General features: G+C 57.1%; 13 protein-coding genes. 6 read left to right on the top strand and 7 right to left on the bottom strand.

The features are described 5' to 3' along the window. Positions 1-2: 2 nt before the first annotated feature. Positions 3-980, top strand: coding sequence for an NADP-dependent oxidoreductase (locus tag FWJ25_RS14565; protein WP_188093641.1), 978 nt, complete (start codon positions 3-5; stop codon positions 978-980). A 15-nt stretch (positions 981-995) separates the two neighbouring features. Here FWJ25_RS14565 and FWJ25_RS14570 read toward each other — a convergent pair whose 3' ends face one another. The 4 genes from FWJ25_RS14570 to FWJ25_RS14585 all read right to left on the bottom strand — a co-directional run bounded on the left by FWJ25_RS14570 (position 996) and on the right by FWJ25_RS14585 (position 5,249). After that, the gene (locus FWJ25_RS14570; protein ID WP_149600986.1) at positions 996-2,834 is read right to left on the bottom strand and encodes a cation:proton antiporter; all 1,839 of its coding nucleotides are present in this window, start codon (positions 2,832-2,834) and stop codon (positions 996-998) included. A gap of 21 nt (positions 2,835-2,855) precedes the next feature. Continuing rightward, positions 2,856-3,647 (bottom strand): tRNA cyclic N6-threonylcarbamoyladenosine(37) synthase TcdA, encoded by a 792-nt coding sequence (gene tcdA, locus FWJ25_RS14575; RefSeq protein WP_149600987.1) that lies wholly within the window; start codon positions 3,645-3,647, stop codon positions 2,856-2,858. Between the two features lie 301 nt (positions 3,648-3,948). Next, positions 3,949-4,605 (bottom strand): ChrR family anti-sigma-E factor, encoded by a 657-nt coding sequence (locus FWJ25_RS14580; protein WP_149600988.1) that lies wholly within the window; start codon positions 4,603-4,605, stop codon positions 3,949-3,951. Continuing rightward, on the bottom strand, positions 4,602-5,249 hold the full coding sequence (locus FWJ25_RS14585) for a sigma-70 family RNA polymerase sigma factor (RefSeq protein WP_246166847.1): 648 nt from the start codon (positions 5,247-5,249) through the stop codon (positions 4,602-4,604). Before FWJ25_RS14585 ends, FWJ25_RS14580 begins: the two co-directional genes overlap by 4 nt. Positions 5,250-5,424: 175 nt before the next feature. On the opposite strand from FWJ25_RS14585, the gene FWJ25_RS14590 reads away from it, so the two are divergent. Next, entirely contained in the window at positions 5,425-6,477 is a 1,053-nt protein-coding gene (locus FWJ25_RS14590; RefSeq protein WP_149600989.1) for an AraC family transcriptional regulator, read from the top strand. Here FWJ25_RS14590 and speA read toward each other — a convergent pair. After that, a complete protein-coding gene (gene speA, locus FWJ25_RS14595; protein WP_149600990.1) occupies positions 6,462-8,372 on the bottom strand; it encodes a biosynthetic arginine decarboxylase in 1,911 nt (636 codons plus the stop codon). The two genes, FWJ25_RS14590 and speA, sit on opposite strands and share 16 nt — an antisense overlap. 201 nt (positions 8,373-8,573) lie before the next feature. On the opposite strand from speA, the gene speE reads away from it, so the two are divergent. Further along, the gene (gene speE, locus FWJ25_RS14600) at positions 8,574-9,455 is read left to right on the top strand and encodes a polyamine aminopropyltransferase (protein ID WP_149600991.1); all 882 of its coding nucleotides are present in this window, start codon (positions 8,574-8,576) and stop codon (positions 9,453-9,455) included. Between the two features lie 82 nt (positions 9,456-9,537). Here speE and FWJ25_RS14605 read toward each other — a convergent pair whose 3' ends face one another. Together FWJ25_RS14605 and glnK are read right to left on the bottom strand one after the other, a co-directional pair. Continuing rightward, on the bottom strand, positions 9,538-10,806 hold the full coding sequence (locus FWJ25_RS14605) for an ammonium transporter (RefSeq protein ID WP_149600992.1): 1,269 nt from the start codon (positions 10,804-10,806) through the stop codon (positions 9,538-9,540). A gap of 72 nt (positions 10,807-10,878) precedes the next feature. Next, positions 10,879-11,217 carry a P-II family nitrogen regulator gene (gene glnK, locus FWJ25_RS14610; RefSeq protein WP_004578958.1) on the bottom strand — a complete coding sequence of 113 codons (339 nt, stop codon included), beginning with the start codon at positions 11,215-11,217 and terminating at the stop codon, positions 10,879-10,881. Between the two features lie 382 nt (positions 11,218-11,599). Between glnK and FWJ25_RS14615 the strand changes: the two genes are divergently transcribed. The 3 genes from FWJ25_RS14615 to trmB all read left to right on the top strand — a co-directional run bounded on the left by FWJ25_RS14615 (position 11,600) and on the right by trmB (position 14,264). Further along, complete coding sequence (locus FWJ25_RS14615) at positions 11,600-11,851, top strand: accessory factor UbiK family protein (RefSeq protein ID WP_149600993.1); 252 nt, start codon at positions 11,600-11,602, stop codon at positions 11,849-11,851. A 72-nt stretch (positions 11,852-11,923) separates the two neighbouring features. Further along, the gene (locus FWJ25_RS14620) at positions 11,924-13,456 is read left to right on the top strand and encodes a YifB family Mg chelatase-like AAA ATPase (protein ID WP_149600994.1); all 1,533 of its coding nucleotides are present in this window, start codon (positions 11,924-11,926) and stop codon (positions 13,454-13,456) included. Between the two features lie 73 nt (positions 13,457-13,529). Then, positions 13,530-14,264, top strand: a complete 735-nt coding sequence (gene trmB / locus FWJ25_RS14625; RefSeq protein WP_149600995.1) for a tRNA (guanosine(46)-N7)-methyltransferase TrmB — start codon at positions 13,530-13,532, stop codon at positions 14,262-14,264. Positions 14,265-14,297 lie beyond the last annotated feature (33 nt).

Here is a 14,297-nt window from a genome sequence, read left to right on the forward strand (position 1 = left end):
TCATGGAACAGTCCAACCCGATTACCGAGCCCATGCGTCACGTCGTTTACGATCAGTTCGGGGAGCGTGATGTCCTGAAAGTTATCCAGTCAGAAGTCCCTGAGCCGGAGGCTGACCAGGTTCTGATCCGGGTACACGGCGCAGGCCTTAACCCCATTGACTGGAAAACCAGGAAGGGGCTCGGTTTTGCGGCCCGGCAGATCGAGAATTCACTGCCCTGGACTCCGGGCTATGACATGGCGGGAGAGGTTGTGGCCGTCGGTGAAGAGGTAACGACCCTCAGCCCGGGAGACAGGGTAATGGGCATGATCGGGTTTCCATCCTCTGGCGGTGGCTATTCCCAGTACGCCGTGGCCGGGGCTGATGAGTTGGCGATTGTGCCTGATGAGCTGGATCTGGTGGCAGCGAGCGGGGTGCCACTGGCGGCCCTGACCGCCTGGCAGGCGCTGTTTGAAGTCGCCAAGCTGGAATCTGGTCAGAAAATACTGATTCATGCAGGAGCTGGCGGCGTCGGACATTTTGCCGTTCAGTTTGCACTGGAGCGCGGTGCTCACGTTATTGCCACGGCCTCCGCGAATAACCGGGATTTCCTGGCGGGATTGGGGGTGCATGAGGTTATTGATTACCACACGACGGATGTGGGAGAAGAGTGTTACGGCCTCGACGTGGTGCTTGATCTGGTCGGAGGAGAAGCGGGTAAGCGCTCGCTGCATACGCTTGGGGAGCATGGTGTCCTGGTGACTATTCCGACTGTGACAGCTGATGAAATTATCAGCACCGCAGAGTCCATGGGGCTGAGGGCACACGGAATGACGGTACGCCCGGATGCCTTCCACCTGGATGAGATTGCCGAACTGATCGAAGACGGTGACGTTAAGGTGCACATTGATCGGACGTTCCCGCTGGAGCAGGTAGCCGACGCCCACGAATTACTCGAAGGCGGTCACGTACGAGGCAAGCTCGTTCTCGATTGCCGTTGAGGAGCCCGGGGCTCCTCAGTCTTTCCCGGGAGCCTCGGTTTCCTTCTCTTTCCGTTCTTTGGGGGGCTGTGGCGGCACCAGGCTGATCAGGCTCCAGTCATTTTCCGGTTTCAGTGTATCCATTTCCCGGACTGGTGAGATCCGGTCCTTGCCGTCGAACACGAACAGCACGAGCGCCTGATTCTCGTATTTTTCCCGGAAGTTCTCGTAACTGAACTCTTCGCTCAGCTGGGTTGTTTTCACCGAGTAGCCCTGGCTGGCCAGGCTGGCCAGCTTGGCGTAACTGACACCGTCGAACAGACCTCTGGTCATCTGGATCTTCTCAGCAGTCTGGTGTCGGGCTTTCTGGTCTTGATCACCGTCGGCGAGGGTGAATACGGATGTCGTGCCGAACCAGTCCAGGAAGTGGTAGGTGGCCAGGGAATTCATGTGCTTGTACGGCGAAATGACCAGCAGGTTGCCGATACCGGTCAGGTCCAGGTGGGTTGATGCATGTTCAGAGACCGGGTTGCCGAAGTAAGTAGGGAGATTGTCCATGCGCGCCTGGCGGACATTCTCCCAGTTGGTATCTGCCAGCATGACCGGCACGTCGTGCTTGTGCAGTGCCTGGGCAATCATTCTGGCAACCGGATTGGCGCCCAGTATCAGGAAACCGAACTCAGCGGGCTCTGCCACTTTCAGGATCCGTGCCAGCGGGCGGGCTGTCAGGCTTTGCAGGGTGACAGTGGCGATAATCAGCATGAAGACCAGCGGAACCAGTGTGGCTGCGCTTTCATAGCCGAGTTTCTGCAACTGGAACGCGAACAGTGCGGATACCGCGGCCGCCACGATGCCACGGGGTGCAATCCAGCTCAGAAATAACTTCTCCCGCCAGTTCAGGCTGGTGCCGATCGCTGAGAGGAATATGCTGAGTGGCCGTGCGACCAGCATCAGAATAGCCAGAACAATCACGAGGCCCCATCCGAGGTCTGCAATCGCAGTGAACTCGATCCGAGCCGCCAGAATAATGAACAGGGCAGAGATCAGCAGGACACTCAGGGATTCCTTGAACTCCAGGATGCTCTCGATCGGTACCTGCTTCATGTTGGCCATCCAGATACCCATGACCGTGACCGTCAGCAGTCCGGATTCGTGAGCCATTTCATTGGATATGGCATAGACACCAAGCATGAAGGTCAGGGTGCCGGCATTGTGAAGGTACTGGGGGATCAGGTGCTTGCGGAGCACGATGCCATTGAGGTAACCGGCAACGGCGCCAATCAGGAAGCCAACCAGCAGCGTTTTGCCGAAGATATACAGAGAGTGTTCGAAAACATTACCTTGTCCCCAGGACACAATGCCTTCAAAGACCAGCACCGCGAGCAGGGCGCCTACAGGGTCGATGATGATCCCCTCCCAGCGCAGGATGTTCGCAAGCTTCGAGTCGGGGCGGACAGAGCGGAGCAGCGGTGCAATCACTGTAGGCCCGGTAACAATGGAAATCGCGCCGAAAAGGAGGGCCACGGGCCAGGAAACGTCGAGCACCCATTTTGCGGTGAGCGTCCCGATGATGCAGGTGACGATGGCGCCCACCGGAACCAGGTTTCTGACCATCTTTCCGTGGCCGCGAATTTCCTCATAACGCAGAGTCAGGCTGCCTTCGAACAGGATGATCGCAACGGCCAGTGAAATGACCGGGAATAACAGATCGCCGAAAACGGCTTCTGGTGCAAGAAAGCCAAGTACCGGACCGGCGGCAATCCCTCCCGCGAGAAGGAAAAGTATCGCGGGCATCCGTACCCGCCAGGCTAGCCATTGGCAGAACAGGGAAAGAACGCCAATGCTGGCAAGGAGCATCACGGTACTGATAGGCATAAGGGATTCAGGTCCTTTGAGTTACTGGTTGGCGCGCCGTGCAATCCGGTTCAGTAGCCTGGACGCCGCAAAAAAGCCGAAGCTGGCGGTCACTGGGCTGGAGGCTCCGAACCCGGAAGCACAATCGAGTCGAACCGGGCCTTCTGCTGCAGGCTTCTGCAGGCAGACTTCGCCATCACCGGCAGGATACGTCAGCTGCTCCAGTGAGTATACGGCCTCAATCCCGAAACGGCGCTTGGGGTTGCGGGAAAATCCATACTCCCGGCGTAACATGTTACGGACTTTGGCCAGTAACGGGTCCTGGGTGGTCTTGCTCAAATCAGCTACCTGGATCTGGGTGGGGTCCATTTGGCCGCCTGCGCCGCCGGCACAAACGATGGGAATCTTGCGCCGCTGGCAGTGTGCAATCAGAGACGCTTTGGCCTTCACACTGTCGATGGCATCGATGACTCCGGTTATGCTGTCAGGAATCAGCTCTGCCACATTCTTGGGCGTCAGAAATCCGAAGTGGACACGGATGTCGGCCTGGGGATTGATGGCCTTAAGGCGCTCGGCCATGGCATCGGTCTTGGTTCGGCCGTATTGGCTCTCCAGGGCGTGAAGCTGGCGGTTCGTGTTGGAGACACAAATATCGTCCATGTCGATCAGTGTCAGGGTACCGATGCCGCTGCGAGCCAGGGATTCTGCCGCCCAGGAGCCAACGCCCCCCAGCCCCACGATGACGATATGTGCCTGGCGGAAAGCGTCAAGGGCCCGGCGACCGTACAGGCGTTCGATGCCGCCAAAGCGGAATGAGTAATCGGCTGGGTTCATAGCGACTCCGTGTTCTTCAGCCCGGCGGGTGCGGGAACAAGATCAAAAGGCGCCATTGTACCCCAGCCCCTGGGCTGACAGACAAACGGGCATAAAAAAAGCCACGCAGAGCGCGGCTTAAAAAATAGCACCTGATTCTGTTCGGAATCTGTGCCGGACTAGTTCAGAGACACTAATCAACGTGGCTATTATCAGGGCTTTATATGTCCTGAAGAAGGTCACAACATGCCAATGATCGGTCATTTTCGGTCAGTCTGGCCAAGTAATTGGCCGTTCAGGCCAACAAAGTTCCAGAGTTCGCTCAGCGGATGAACGGGTTGAGCAATCGGGTGAAGGTGCCGGTCAGCTTTACCGGGGCGCTCAGTATGGACAGGGTAATGCAGTCCTCGCAGCCCACGGCGACAGGCTTATGTTCGTCTTCCTGGTTCAGCACGACAAAGTCCCACTGATTGAACACGCCTTTGTGGTCGGCAAAGGCACCCTGGAGCACCAGGGTTGTTTCCTCTCCCCGATGAGTGTGGGTCGGCGCTTTGCCGCCAGCCGCCAGTTTCTGCAGGACCACCCGTTCCGGCTGGTTGGGAAATTTTGATGTGATATCGAGCACGCTGACATCACCTAGCTGACGTTTCCAGGGCAGGTCATTGAGGCCGGCACCAAGCAGCTTTTGCAATACGTCCTGCCTCTTCTCGGGCGCTGGAGCTGGTGATGCGGAGCCCGGCTTTGCAGCCTCTGGTCCGTGATCCACCCGATCCATGATGCTGTCAAACATGCCTTCGGACAGGCTAACGCGGGGCTGATGCTCCATGATGACGGCGCCGAGGGTTTCCATGGCATCGACACGGCTGCGACAGTGCGAACACTTGTCCAGATGGAGCCGGATGCAGAGAGCATGGGGCTCGCTCAGGTTACCCGCACTGTATTCCAGCAGGCTGAGGTTATCTGGGTGGTGCCGTGTCATGGGTTTTGGTCCTGCAGAATCACTTTCAGTTTGTTCAAAGCCAGCCGAACCCGACTTTTCACCGTGCCCAGCGGTATGTTCAGCTCGTCTGCAACGCGTTGATGCGACTTGTTCTCCATGTAGACCTTGGCGATGACGGTTGTCTGTTCTTCTGACAGCTCTCCCAGGGACTCGCGGATGCGCCGCTCCGACATCAGTCGGTGCAGCGAAGTAACCGGTTCATCGTCGTTCTCACCGGGAACCTGCCACAGATCTTCGGTTTCAATGGGAATCTCTGCACTGGTTCGCTGCATCTTTCGCAGCATGTCGATGCGCTGGTTTCTGGCGATGGTGAATATCCAGGTCGACGCCGCGGCTTTGCGCCAGTCGTAGAGACAGGATCGACGCCAGATAGAGACGAACACTTCCTGCACCAGCTCTTCTGCGTGACTGGACAGTCCATTGGCAATGGCAAAGTATTTGATCTGGGGGCCAAAGTGCTCAAACAGCTTGTGGAACGCTTCACGATCCTGGTGCTTGCCGACCTTTTCGAGCAAGCGGCTCCACGGGTCTTTCGGACCCTCGGCGTTTGCTGTTTTCTGATCCAGTGCAGCCACCGGGCGCTCCTTGGCATTCAAGGGGGTTGAGAGGGTTGCAGGCATCATTCTAGGCACTCGTCATGGGTTTGTCAGTCTGGTTATTTACGAGTGGCTGTCCGGGGTGGATCACTGCTGCCTGCTGACATCAGTGCCGACCATGCTCCGTCCCGATAGTAATTGCCGGCGGAGCCATCACAGTCTAGTCTGAGCAACAGAACGGACTCCGGAGCAGTAGGACGTTATGAATGCCCCAGGCTTTACCGGTAGTCTGCCCGTTATCCGGGCACACTACGCAGACATACTCTGCGAGCTGTCAGAGGACATGGATGTACCGCGATCAGCGTTGCTGTCTGCAGCGGGTATTCGTCCTTCCATGCTCGGCCATCCTGATAACTTCATTACTGTCGATCAGTTCACCCTGTTGTGCCGGCAGGCGATTCTGCACTGCGACCAGGTGACCCTGGGCCTGGAGTATGGTCGGCGCCTGAAATTTACCACCCACGGTTCGCTGTCTCAGGCTGCTATCAGTTGCGACAACCTGGAAGAAGCGCTGTTCGTGCTGATCAAGTACTTCCGGATCCGCTTTGTCTACATGGAGCTGTCGTTCTTCATCGACGGCGATGATGCGGTATTGCAACTGGATCTGCAGCATGGCCTGGAAGACCTGTATCGTTTCAATATCGAGGTGGTGATGGCCTCGCTGATGGATGTGAATCTTTTGCTGTTTGGCGATCAGTTGGTGTCTGGTGGCCGGCTGCTGCTGGATTATGGAGCCCCCGCGGATCTGACGGCCTATCGGGCTTTGTTTGGCGAAGATGTGGAGTTTGATCGCGGTGTGAATCAGCTCAGATTCAGCAAGTCCTTCCTGAGCCTTCCGATTTCACTCTCCAATCCCGTCACCCGACGACTGGCCGAGGCCCAGTGTGAAGAGGAAATGCGATCCATCGACGCAGCAAGCACGGTAGCCGGGCGAGTAACCCGACTGCTCGAATCGGCACGGGATGGTCGTCTGCCCGGACTGGACGACGTGGCCGGGCAGATGCATCTCTCCGCCCGTACCTTGCGACGCCAGCTATCCGCCGAGGGGGTTCGCTTTCAGGCCCTGCAGGATGATATTCGCCACCGGAGAGCACTGGAGTTGTTGAAGCGTTCTGATCTGGCCATTGATGTGATTGCGGAGCAACTGGGGTACAGCGACCCGTCCAATTTCGGACGGGCTTTCCGGAAATGGGAAGGGCAGGCTCCCAGCAGCTGGCGCCAGGAGCACGCGCGGAAAGGTCACTCTTCCAGGTAGGTGTACCCTTCCAGTCCGGCTGCAAGTTCTGCCAGCAGTTCTGACTGCAGGGTTTCAGGCAGCCCGCTCTGTGCGAACTTGCGGCAGTACGCATCCAGCAGTGCCTCCGGCTCAAAGTTGACATAGCGCAGTACCTTGGAGACGGTGTCACCGACGACCGGCGGGCTGATGGTGTAGCTGCCATTATCCGTCAGGCGTACATCTACGGAATGGGTATCCCCGAACAGGTTGTGCATGTCGCCCAGGATTTCCTGATAGGCGCCGGTCATGAAAAAGCCCATGAGCAGAGGTTCTCCTACCTCATCACCGGGCATTGGCAGTGTTGTTTCCATGCCCTGGCCATCCACGTATTGATCAATGCGACCGTCGGAATCGCAGGTGATGTCCTGGATAACCACCCGGCGATTGAGTGGTCGGTTCAGGCCATTGATGGGCATCACCGGGAAAATCTGGTCGATGCCCCAGACATCTGGCAGGGACTGGAACAGGGAAAAGTTCACAAACAGCTTCTCGGCGAGCTTTTCGTTGAGCTCGTCCAGGATTTCCCTGTGTGCACGGTTGGCAGGGTCGAGCAATCCCCGAATGAGCCTGCAGCAACGAGTGTAGATGGTCTCTGCGTTGGCTCGCTCACTCAGCGACAGTAAGCCATGGGTAAACTGGGCATGGACGTCGGTCATGGCGTGTAACACATCATGATAGATTTCCGCCAGCGAACGCGGTGTATTGCTGTCTTCCAGGCTGTTCAGGTCGCGCCACAAATCCAACAACGGGGCCGGAGCGGAAGTCTCTGGTTCAGAAGGCTGCCGGTTATCCGGCGTTTCCCGGTCAATGACATTGGTCACCAGCACAGAATGATGTGCGGTCAGAGCCCTTCCGGATTCACTGATCAGGTTCGGGTGCGGGATGTCGTTGCGATCACACTCGGATTGCAGAATGTGAACAACGTTGTAGGCATATTCATGGACACTATAGTTCATGGAACAGCTGCTGCGGGAACGGGTGCCTTCGTAGTCCACACCCAAGCCACCCCCGATATCGACGGTTCCCACGGGAGCACCCATCTGCCTCAGTTCGCTATAGAAACGGGCGCACTCCCTGAGCCCGGTCTGGATGTCCCGGATGTTGGCAATCTGTGATCCCAGATGAAAATGCAACAACTGCAGGGCGGACAGAGCATTTGCATCACGAAGGGTCTGAACCACATCGAGAACCTGGGAGGCGGACAGGCCAAACTTCGACTTCTCCCCACCGGTATTCTGCCAGTTACCCTTGCCAATACTTGCCAGACGGGCGCGCACGCCAATCAATGGTTCGACGTCCAGATTTTCCGCTTCTTTCAGAATGAGCGGCAGTTCGGACTGCTTCTCCACTACAATGAATACCCGGTGCCCCAGCTTCTGGCCGATGAGTGCCAGCCGGATATACTCACGGTCCTTGTAACCGTTACAGACGATGATTGAGCCAGATCGCGGTGACATGGCCAGGACAGCCATGAGTTCGGGCTTGCTGCCGGCTTCAAGTCCGATCTGACCTTTGCTCGCTGCAGGTTCAGCGCTGATCAGTTCCTCCACGACGCGGCGTTGCTGGTTTACCTTGATCGGATACACTGCGGTGTACTGGCCGTTGTACCCCTGCTCGGAGGCCACCTTGTTGAAGGCGTTGCACAGCGTGTTCACGCGGTCATGGAGAATATCGGTGAAACGGATCAGCACCGGTAGCTGCACGCCGGACTCGGCCACTGTGTCGCAAAGCTCAGGCAGGTTGATCCGGGCCGGAGAGAGCCCCCGGTCTGGCCGGATCATCACTTCGCCGGCTTCGTTTACGCCGATATAGCCATCGCTCCATTGCGCAATGTTATAGACCTTGTTGGCGGGAGTTCCGCTGGCATCGCTCATGCTTGCTATCCTGTCAGGAAACCGGGCCGGACGGGTGCCGGAAATATGGGCGCCATTGTAGGACCAACCCTTGCTGGCGGAAAGCACCGGATACGGAAAATACCTGTATTCCGGTGAAGATAAAGACTTCTGCTGCCGGGCACCCGGCCCTACAATACGCACCTTCTAACATAGCCCATGGCGCAGAGCGGGAGGAAACACATGACAGCGTTAAATGATGGATGGTTTACCGAGGTATTCCAGGACCAGGGCACCGCATTTTCCCTGCAGGTCAAACAGAAGCTGCACGAAGAACAGACACCGTTCCAGAAGCTGGAAATCTATGAAACTGAGACCTTCGGCAACCTGATGGTACTGGACGGTTGCGTCATGTTAACCAGCCGGGACAACTTTCTTTACCACGAAATGATGACCCATCCGGCACTGTTTACCCATAAGGATCCGAAAAAGGTCGTGATCGTCGGCGGTGGCGACTGCGGTACCCTGAAAGAGGTCCTGAAACACCCCGGTGTTGAGGAGGCCTGGCAGGTAGAGATAGACGAGCGTGTTACCCGGATGTCGGAAAAATATTTTCCGGAGCTGTGTGAATCCAATGGCGACCCCAGGGCCAACTTCTTCTTTGGCGATGGCATCCAGTGGATGAGAGATATCGAGCCCGGAAGTGTCGACATCATCATCATTGACAGCACCGATCCGGTGGGACCGGCCGAAGGCCTGTTTGCTCTGGATTTCTACCGTGATGCGATGCTGGCTCTTCGGGAAGGCGGCATTATTGTCCAGCAGAGCGAGTCTCCGCTGCTGCATACCGACACCATCATCCGCGATATCCATGAGGACATGAAGAAAGCAGGTTTCGACCATATCCAGACCCTGCCTTTCCCGCAGCCAGTGTATCCGACAGGGTGGTGGAGCTGCACCATGGCAAGCAAGGAGAATCCGGTACGCTATTTCCGTGAAGAGGATGTGAACGACAGGCCGTTTGTCACCCGTTACTACAACGCGGGTATTCATCACGGAGCCCTCGCAATGCCCCAGTTCATGGTTGATGCCCTGGAGGATGTGGTTGTGCCCGGCGAAGGCTGATCGTCACATGCTTCCGCGCTAATTGCTGACCAATGAAAAGGGCGCCCTGGGGCGCCCTTTTGGTATTGGATGTCAGCGTTGCTTACTTGCTGCTGACAAACTCCGGGTAGGCTTCCATACCACACTCGGACAGATCCACACCTTCGTACTCTTCTTCTTCGCTGACCCGCAGACCCATAACAGCCTTCAGGATGCCCCAGACTACGAGGCTGGCAACGAATACCCATACGAAGATAGTGATAGCACCGACGATCTGACCGGAGAAGCTGACGCCGTCGTTGGTAACCGGTACCAGCAGCAGACCCAGCAGACCACACACACCGTGAACGGAGATGGCGCCGACAGGATCGTCAATGCGCAGCTTGTCCATGGTGACGATGCTCAGGACAACCAGGATGCCGCCGAAGGCGCCAAAGATGGTTGAAGTCAGAGCGCTCGGGGTTGAAGGCTCGGCAGTGATCACAACCAGGCCAGCCAGGGCACCGTTCAGCAGCATGGTCAGGTCAGCTTTGCCGAACATCAGACGACCAGTCAGCAGGGCAGCGATTGCACCACCGGCAGCTGCGGTGTTGGTGTTCAGGAAGACCATGGCCACAGAGTTGGCGCTGGCGATGTCGCCCAGTTTCAGGACAGAACCACCGTTGAAGCCGAACCAGCCCATCCACAGGATGAAGGTACCGAGGGTGGCCAGCGGCAGGTTTGCACCCGGGAAGGCGCGGATTTCGCCATTCGGACCGTATTTACCTTTACGGGCACCCAGCAGCAGAACACCAGCCAGAGCAGCAGCGGCACCAGCCATGTGAACGATACCGGAACCTGCGAAGTCACTGAAGCCGAGGTCGCCCAGAGTGTACATGCCGAAGACAGAAGCACCGCCCCAGGTCCATGCACCTTCCATCGGATAGATGAAACCAGTCATAACGACTGCGAAGATCAGGAATGTCCAAAGCTTCATACGTTCGGCGACAGCGCCGGATACGATGGACATAGCGGTTGCAACGAAGACAACCTGGAAGAAGAAGTCAGATGCGCCGGAGTAGATGGAACCACCCTCGAAGCCGTCTTCACGGGCGGCGAAATCTCCCAGAGTGCTGGCAACATCTACGTCAGCAATGCCGGAGAGGAACACGTTTCCGCCGTACATGATGGCGTAACCGCACACCAGGTACATGATGCAGGAAATGGCAAACAATGCCACGTTCTTGGTCAGGATCTCGGTGGTGTTTTTAGCACGCACCAGGCCGGATTCCAGCATGGCAAAGCCAGCTGCCATCCACATTACTAATGCACCACACACCAGAAAATAAAAGGTGTCTATGGCGTACTGCAGGTGAAAAATATTGCTTTCCATTTGAAGCCCTCCGCACCAGGCTCGTCAGGTTATTAAGTTTTTTGCGTTGGCTGGGTGATGATCAGAGTCGGATCAAACCGCTTCTTCGCCAGTTTCGCCGGTCCGGATACGGATGGCTTGTTCCAGTTCAGTCACGAAGATCTTGCCGTCACCGATCTTGCCGGTGTTGGCTGCTTTGGTGATGGACTCGATGACCTGGTCAAGCAGGTTGTCGCCAATGGCGACTTCCACTTTGACCTTGGGCAGGAAGTCCACAACGTATTCCGCGCCACGGTAAAGTTCTGTATGACCTTTCTGCCGACCGAAGCCTTTGACTTCAGTGACGGTCACGCCTTGAACGCCAATCTCGGATAGTGCCTCACGGACATCATCCAATTTGAAAGGCTTGATGATCGCTGTCACAAGTTTCATTGCTTTCTCCTTGGTAAAGCCGTCCCAACAGTGAGGGCCCGTCGGCCGGTTGTTGAGTTCGGGATGCTGCTACCACGCACACCAATTGTGCGGATTGCGTACGTAGGCTTTAGCATCGGGTGTGCCAACGCAAAAAAATAATTTAAAAACAATATGTTACAAGTTTCGTGTCCCAGATTGGCGCAAATATGCGCACCAAAAAAGGGCGTTGCGCCCAAGAGTGTTCCAAACCAGAGCAGCTGCACCAGCCGGGCGCGCCGGTCATTATACTGCCGACTGCCTACAGTATGGCAGGGCCTTGGGTGTGATACACTCCCGCAAACCGGTATCAGGCCCTGTCTTTGGTCTAAACCGGCCAAATTTTGAGCCAGTGAGGTGTAGCGTGAAAGGTCCGCAGGATATTTTTGCCCAGTTGCAGGGCCAGTTCGGCCAGTTTGTTCCAGATATGGCCCGGGCTGCCCGGGAAGATTTCGAGACCCAGGCCCGTGCGGCTGTCATGTCTGTATTGTCCAGGCTTGAACTGGTCACGCGGGAGGAATTCGATGCCCAACAAGCGGTGTTGATGAAGACCCGGGAAAAAGTGGAAGCGCTGGAAAAAAGGGTACAAGCTCTCGAAAAATCTCTGGAATCCTGATTTCTGAATGGCCGGGCCGGCAGGATGCATGGCTCGGTGAAAGCGTAGTTTGTCTTACCATGGAAGGTCGTCATGCTTGCCATTGTCCATTCTCGCGCCAGCATAGGCGTGTCCGCACCGGCGGTGACTGTCGAAGTGCATCTCTCGGGCGGACTTCCCGCCCTGTCCATTGTTGGATTGCCGGAAACCGGCGTTCGTGAAAGCAAGGAGCGGGTTCGCAGTGCCTTGCTTAACAGCGGCTTCGAGTTCCCCGCCCGCCGGATAACCATCAATCTCGCTCCTGCGGATCTTCCCAAGGAAGGTGGTCGCTTTGATTTGCCTATAGCACTGGGCATTCTCGCCGCCTCGGGGCAGATTCCGGGTGAAAGCCTGGCCCAGTATGAATTTGTCGGGGAATTGTCCCTTGATGGTGCACTGCGTTCCCTGAGAGGCATCCTGCCCGCGGTTCTGGCGGCCCGGTCGGAAGGGCGTCAGTTGTTGGTGCCCCAGAGCAATGCGTCGGAAGCGGCGCTGGCCAGCCGGAATGATGTTTTTGCTGCTGGCCATTTGCTGACGGTCTGCGAGCATTTGAGTGCCCGCGCCCGAATTGTGCCGATTGAGCAGTTGTCACCTGAATCCAGGGCTGATGGTCTGGAGGCAGTGCCTGATCTCGCAGATGTCCGGGGGCAGAAGGTGCCAAGACGAGCCCTGGAAGTAGCTGCGGCAGGCGGTCACAATCTGTTGTTTTTTGGTCCTCCGGGTACCGGTAAAAGTATGTTGGCGAGCCGGTTGCCCGGGATTCTTCCGGAACTGGACGATGATGCGGCAATGGAGGTGGCCAGCGTACATTCGGTGGCCGGCCTGCCGGTACGGGATGGCCAATGGCGGAGGCCTCCGTTTCGTGCGCCCCACCATACAGCGTCTGCTGTTGCCATGGTTGGAGGAGGTAGCAGTCCGAGGCCGGGAGAGATCTCCCTGGCTCATCGTGGCGTACTGTTTCTCGATGAGTTGCCAGAGTTCGAGCGTCGGGTACTGGAAGTTCTGCGCGAGCCGATGGAAACCGGGGAGATCGCGATCAGCCGTGCTGCCCGGCAGGTATCCTTCCCTGCACAGTTTCAGGTCATTGGTGCGATGAACCCATGCCCCTGTGGCTACAGTGGGCACCCATCAATCGAGTGTCAGTGCACGCCGCAGCAGGTCATGCGCTATCGCTCCAGGGTTTCCGGCCCGTTGCTGGACCGGTTTGATCTCCATGTGGAAGTGCCGGTCCAGACTGGCGATCTTCTGGTTAAGGCCGGCGGTGATGGTGATTCCAGTGCAGTTGTCAGAGCACGGGTGGCTGACGCCAGGGAGCGCCAGGCGGCGCGTGGGCAGGTCAATACGTTGTTGGCAGGACAAAGTCTGCACAAGGCCTGTCGCCTCGATGAGCAAAGCGAGCGACTGTTGTCCGGAGCCATGGATAAATTGGGCCTTTCTGCCCGTGCCCTGCACCGGATACTCCGGGTAGCACGAACGTTGGCAGACTTGCAGGGCGTTGAGGCAATAACGTCTCAGCACCTGATGGAGGCGCTTGGCTATCGCCAGTTGGACCGGAAGCAGTCTCACAGCCCCATGGTGTCCTCCTGAATCCGCCGACTCTGGTAAACTGTCGTGCAATTTCCGCTAACCATATCCCGCAGCCTGCGGTTGAGGATGACAGATGACCGACCAGAACGGACCGCAAGATACCAATGAGCGCTCCGAGAACTCTCCGGTAACCACCCGGAGAGGCATCCGTAGCTTTGTGTTGCGCCAGGGGCGCATGACCGAAGGGCAGAAGAGGGCCTTCGAGCGGAGCTGGCCGAAATATGGCCTGACCCGTGAACAGGGCATGATTGATCCCCGTGAAGTCTTTGGCCGGGAAGCCATGCTCAACCTGGAAATCGGTTTTGGCATGGGTAAATCCCTGGCTGAAATGGCGGAAGCGGCTCCCGAACAGGATTTTATCGGTGTCGAAGTGCACCTTCCGGGGGTAGGGTCGCTGCTGAAGGAGGTTGAGGATCGCGGGCTCGAAAATGTCAGGGTGTACAACATCGATGCCAACGATGTGATTGACCTGTGTCTTCCCGAGGCCTGTCTGGACAGGGTGATGGTGTTCTTCCCGGATCCCTGGCACAAGAAAAAGCATCACAAACGCCGGCTGATCCAGGCTGCGTTTGTTCAGCGTATCCGCCACAAACTTCGTGTTGGTGGTGTGCTTCACCTGGCCACGGACTGGGAGAATTACGCGGAGCACATGATGGAAGTGATGAACGATGCGGAAGGTTTTGCCAACAGCCGGCAGGATGGAGGGTATTCTCCCCGGCCTGATCACCGCCCGGTCACCAAGTTTGAGAAGCGGGGCGAGCGCCTGGGACACGGCGTCTGGGATTTACTGTTCAACCGTACAAACTGATCCCGTTGTCTGCGAGTCAGTCGCTGCCCGAGT

The organism is Marinobacter salinexigens (assembly GCF_008370345.1).
In the GTDB taxonomy this organism is placed as follows: Bacteria; Pseudomonadota; Gammaproteobacteria; order Pseudomonadales; family Oleiphilaceae; genus Marinobacter; species Marinobacter salinexigens.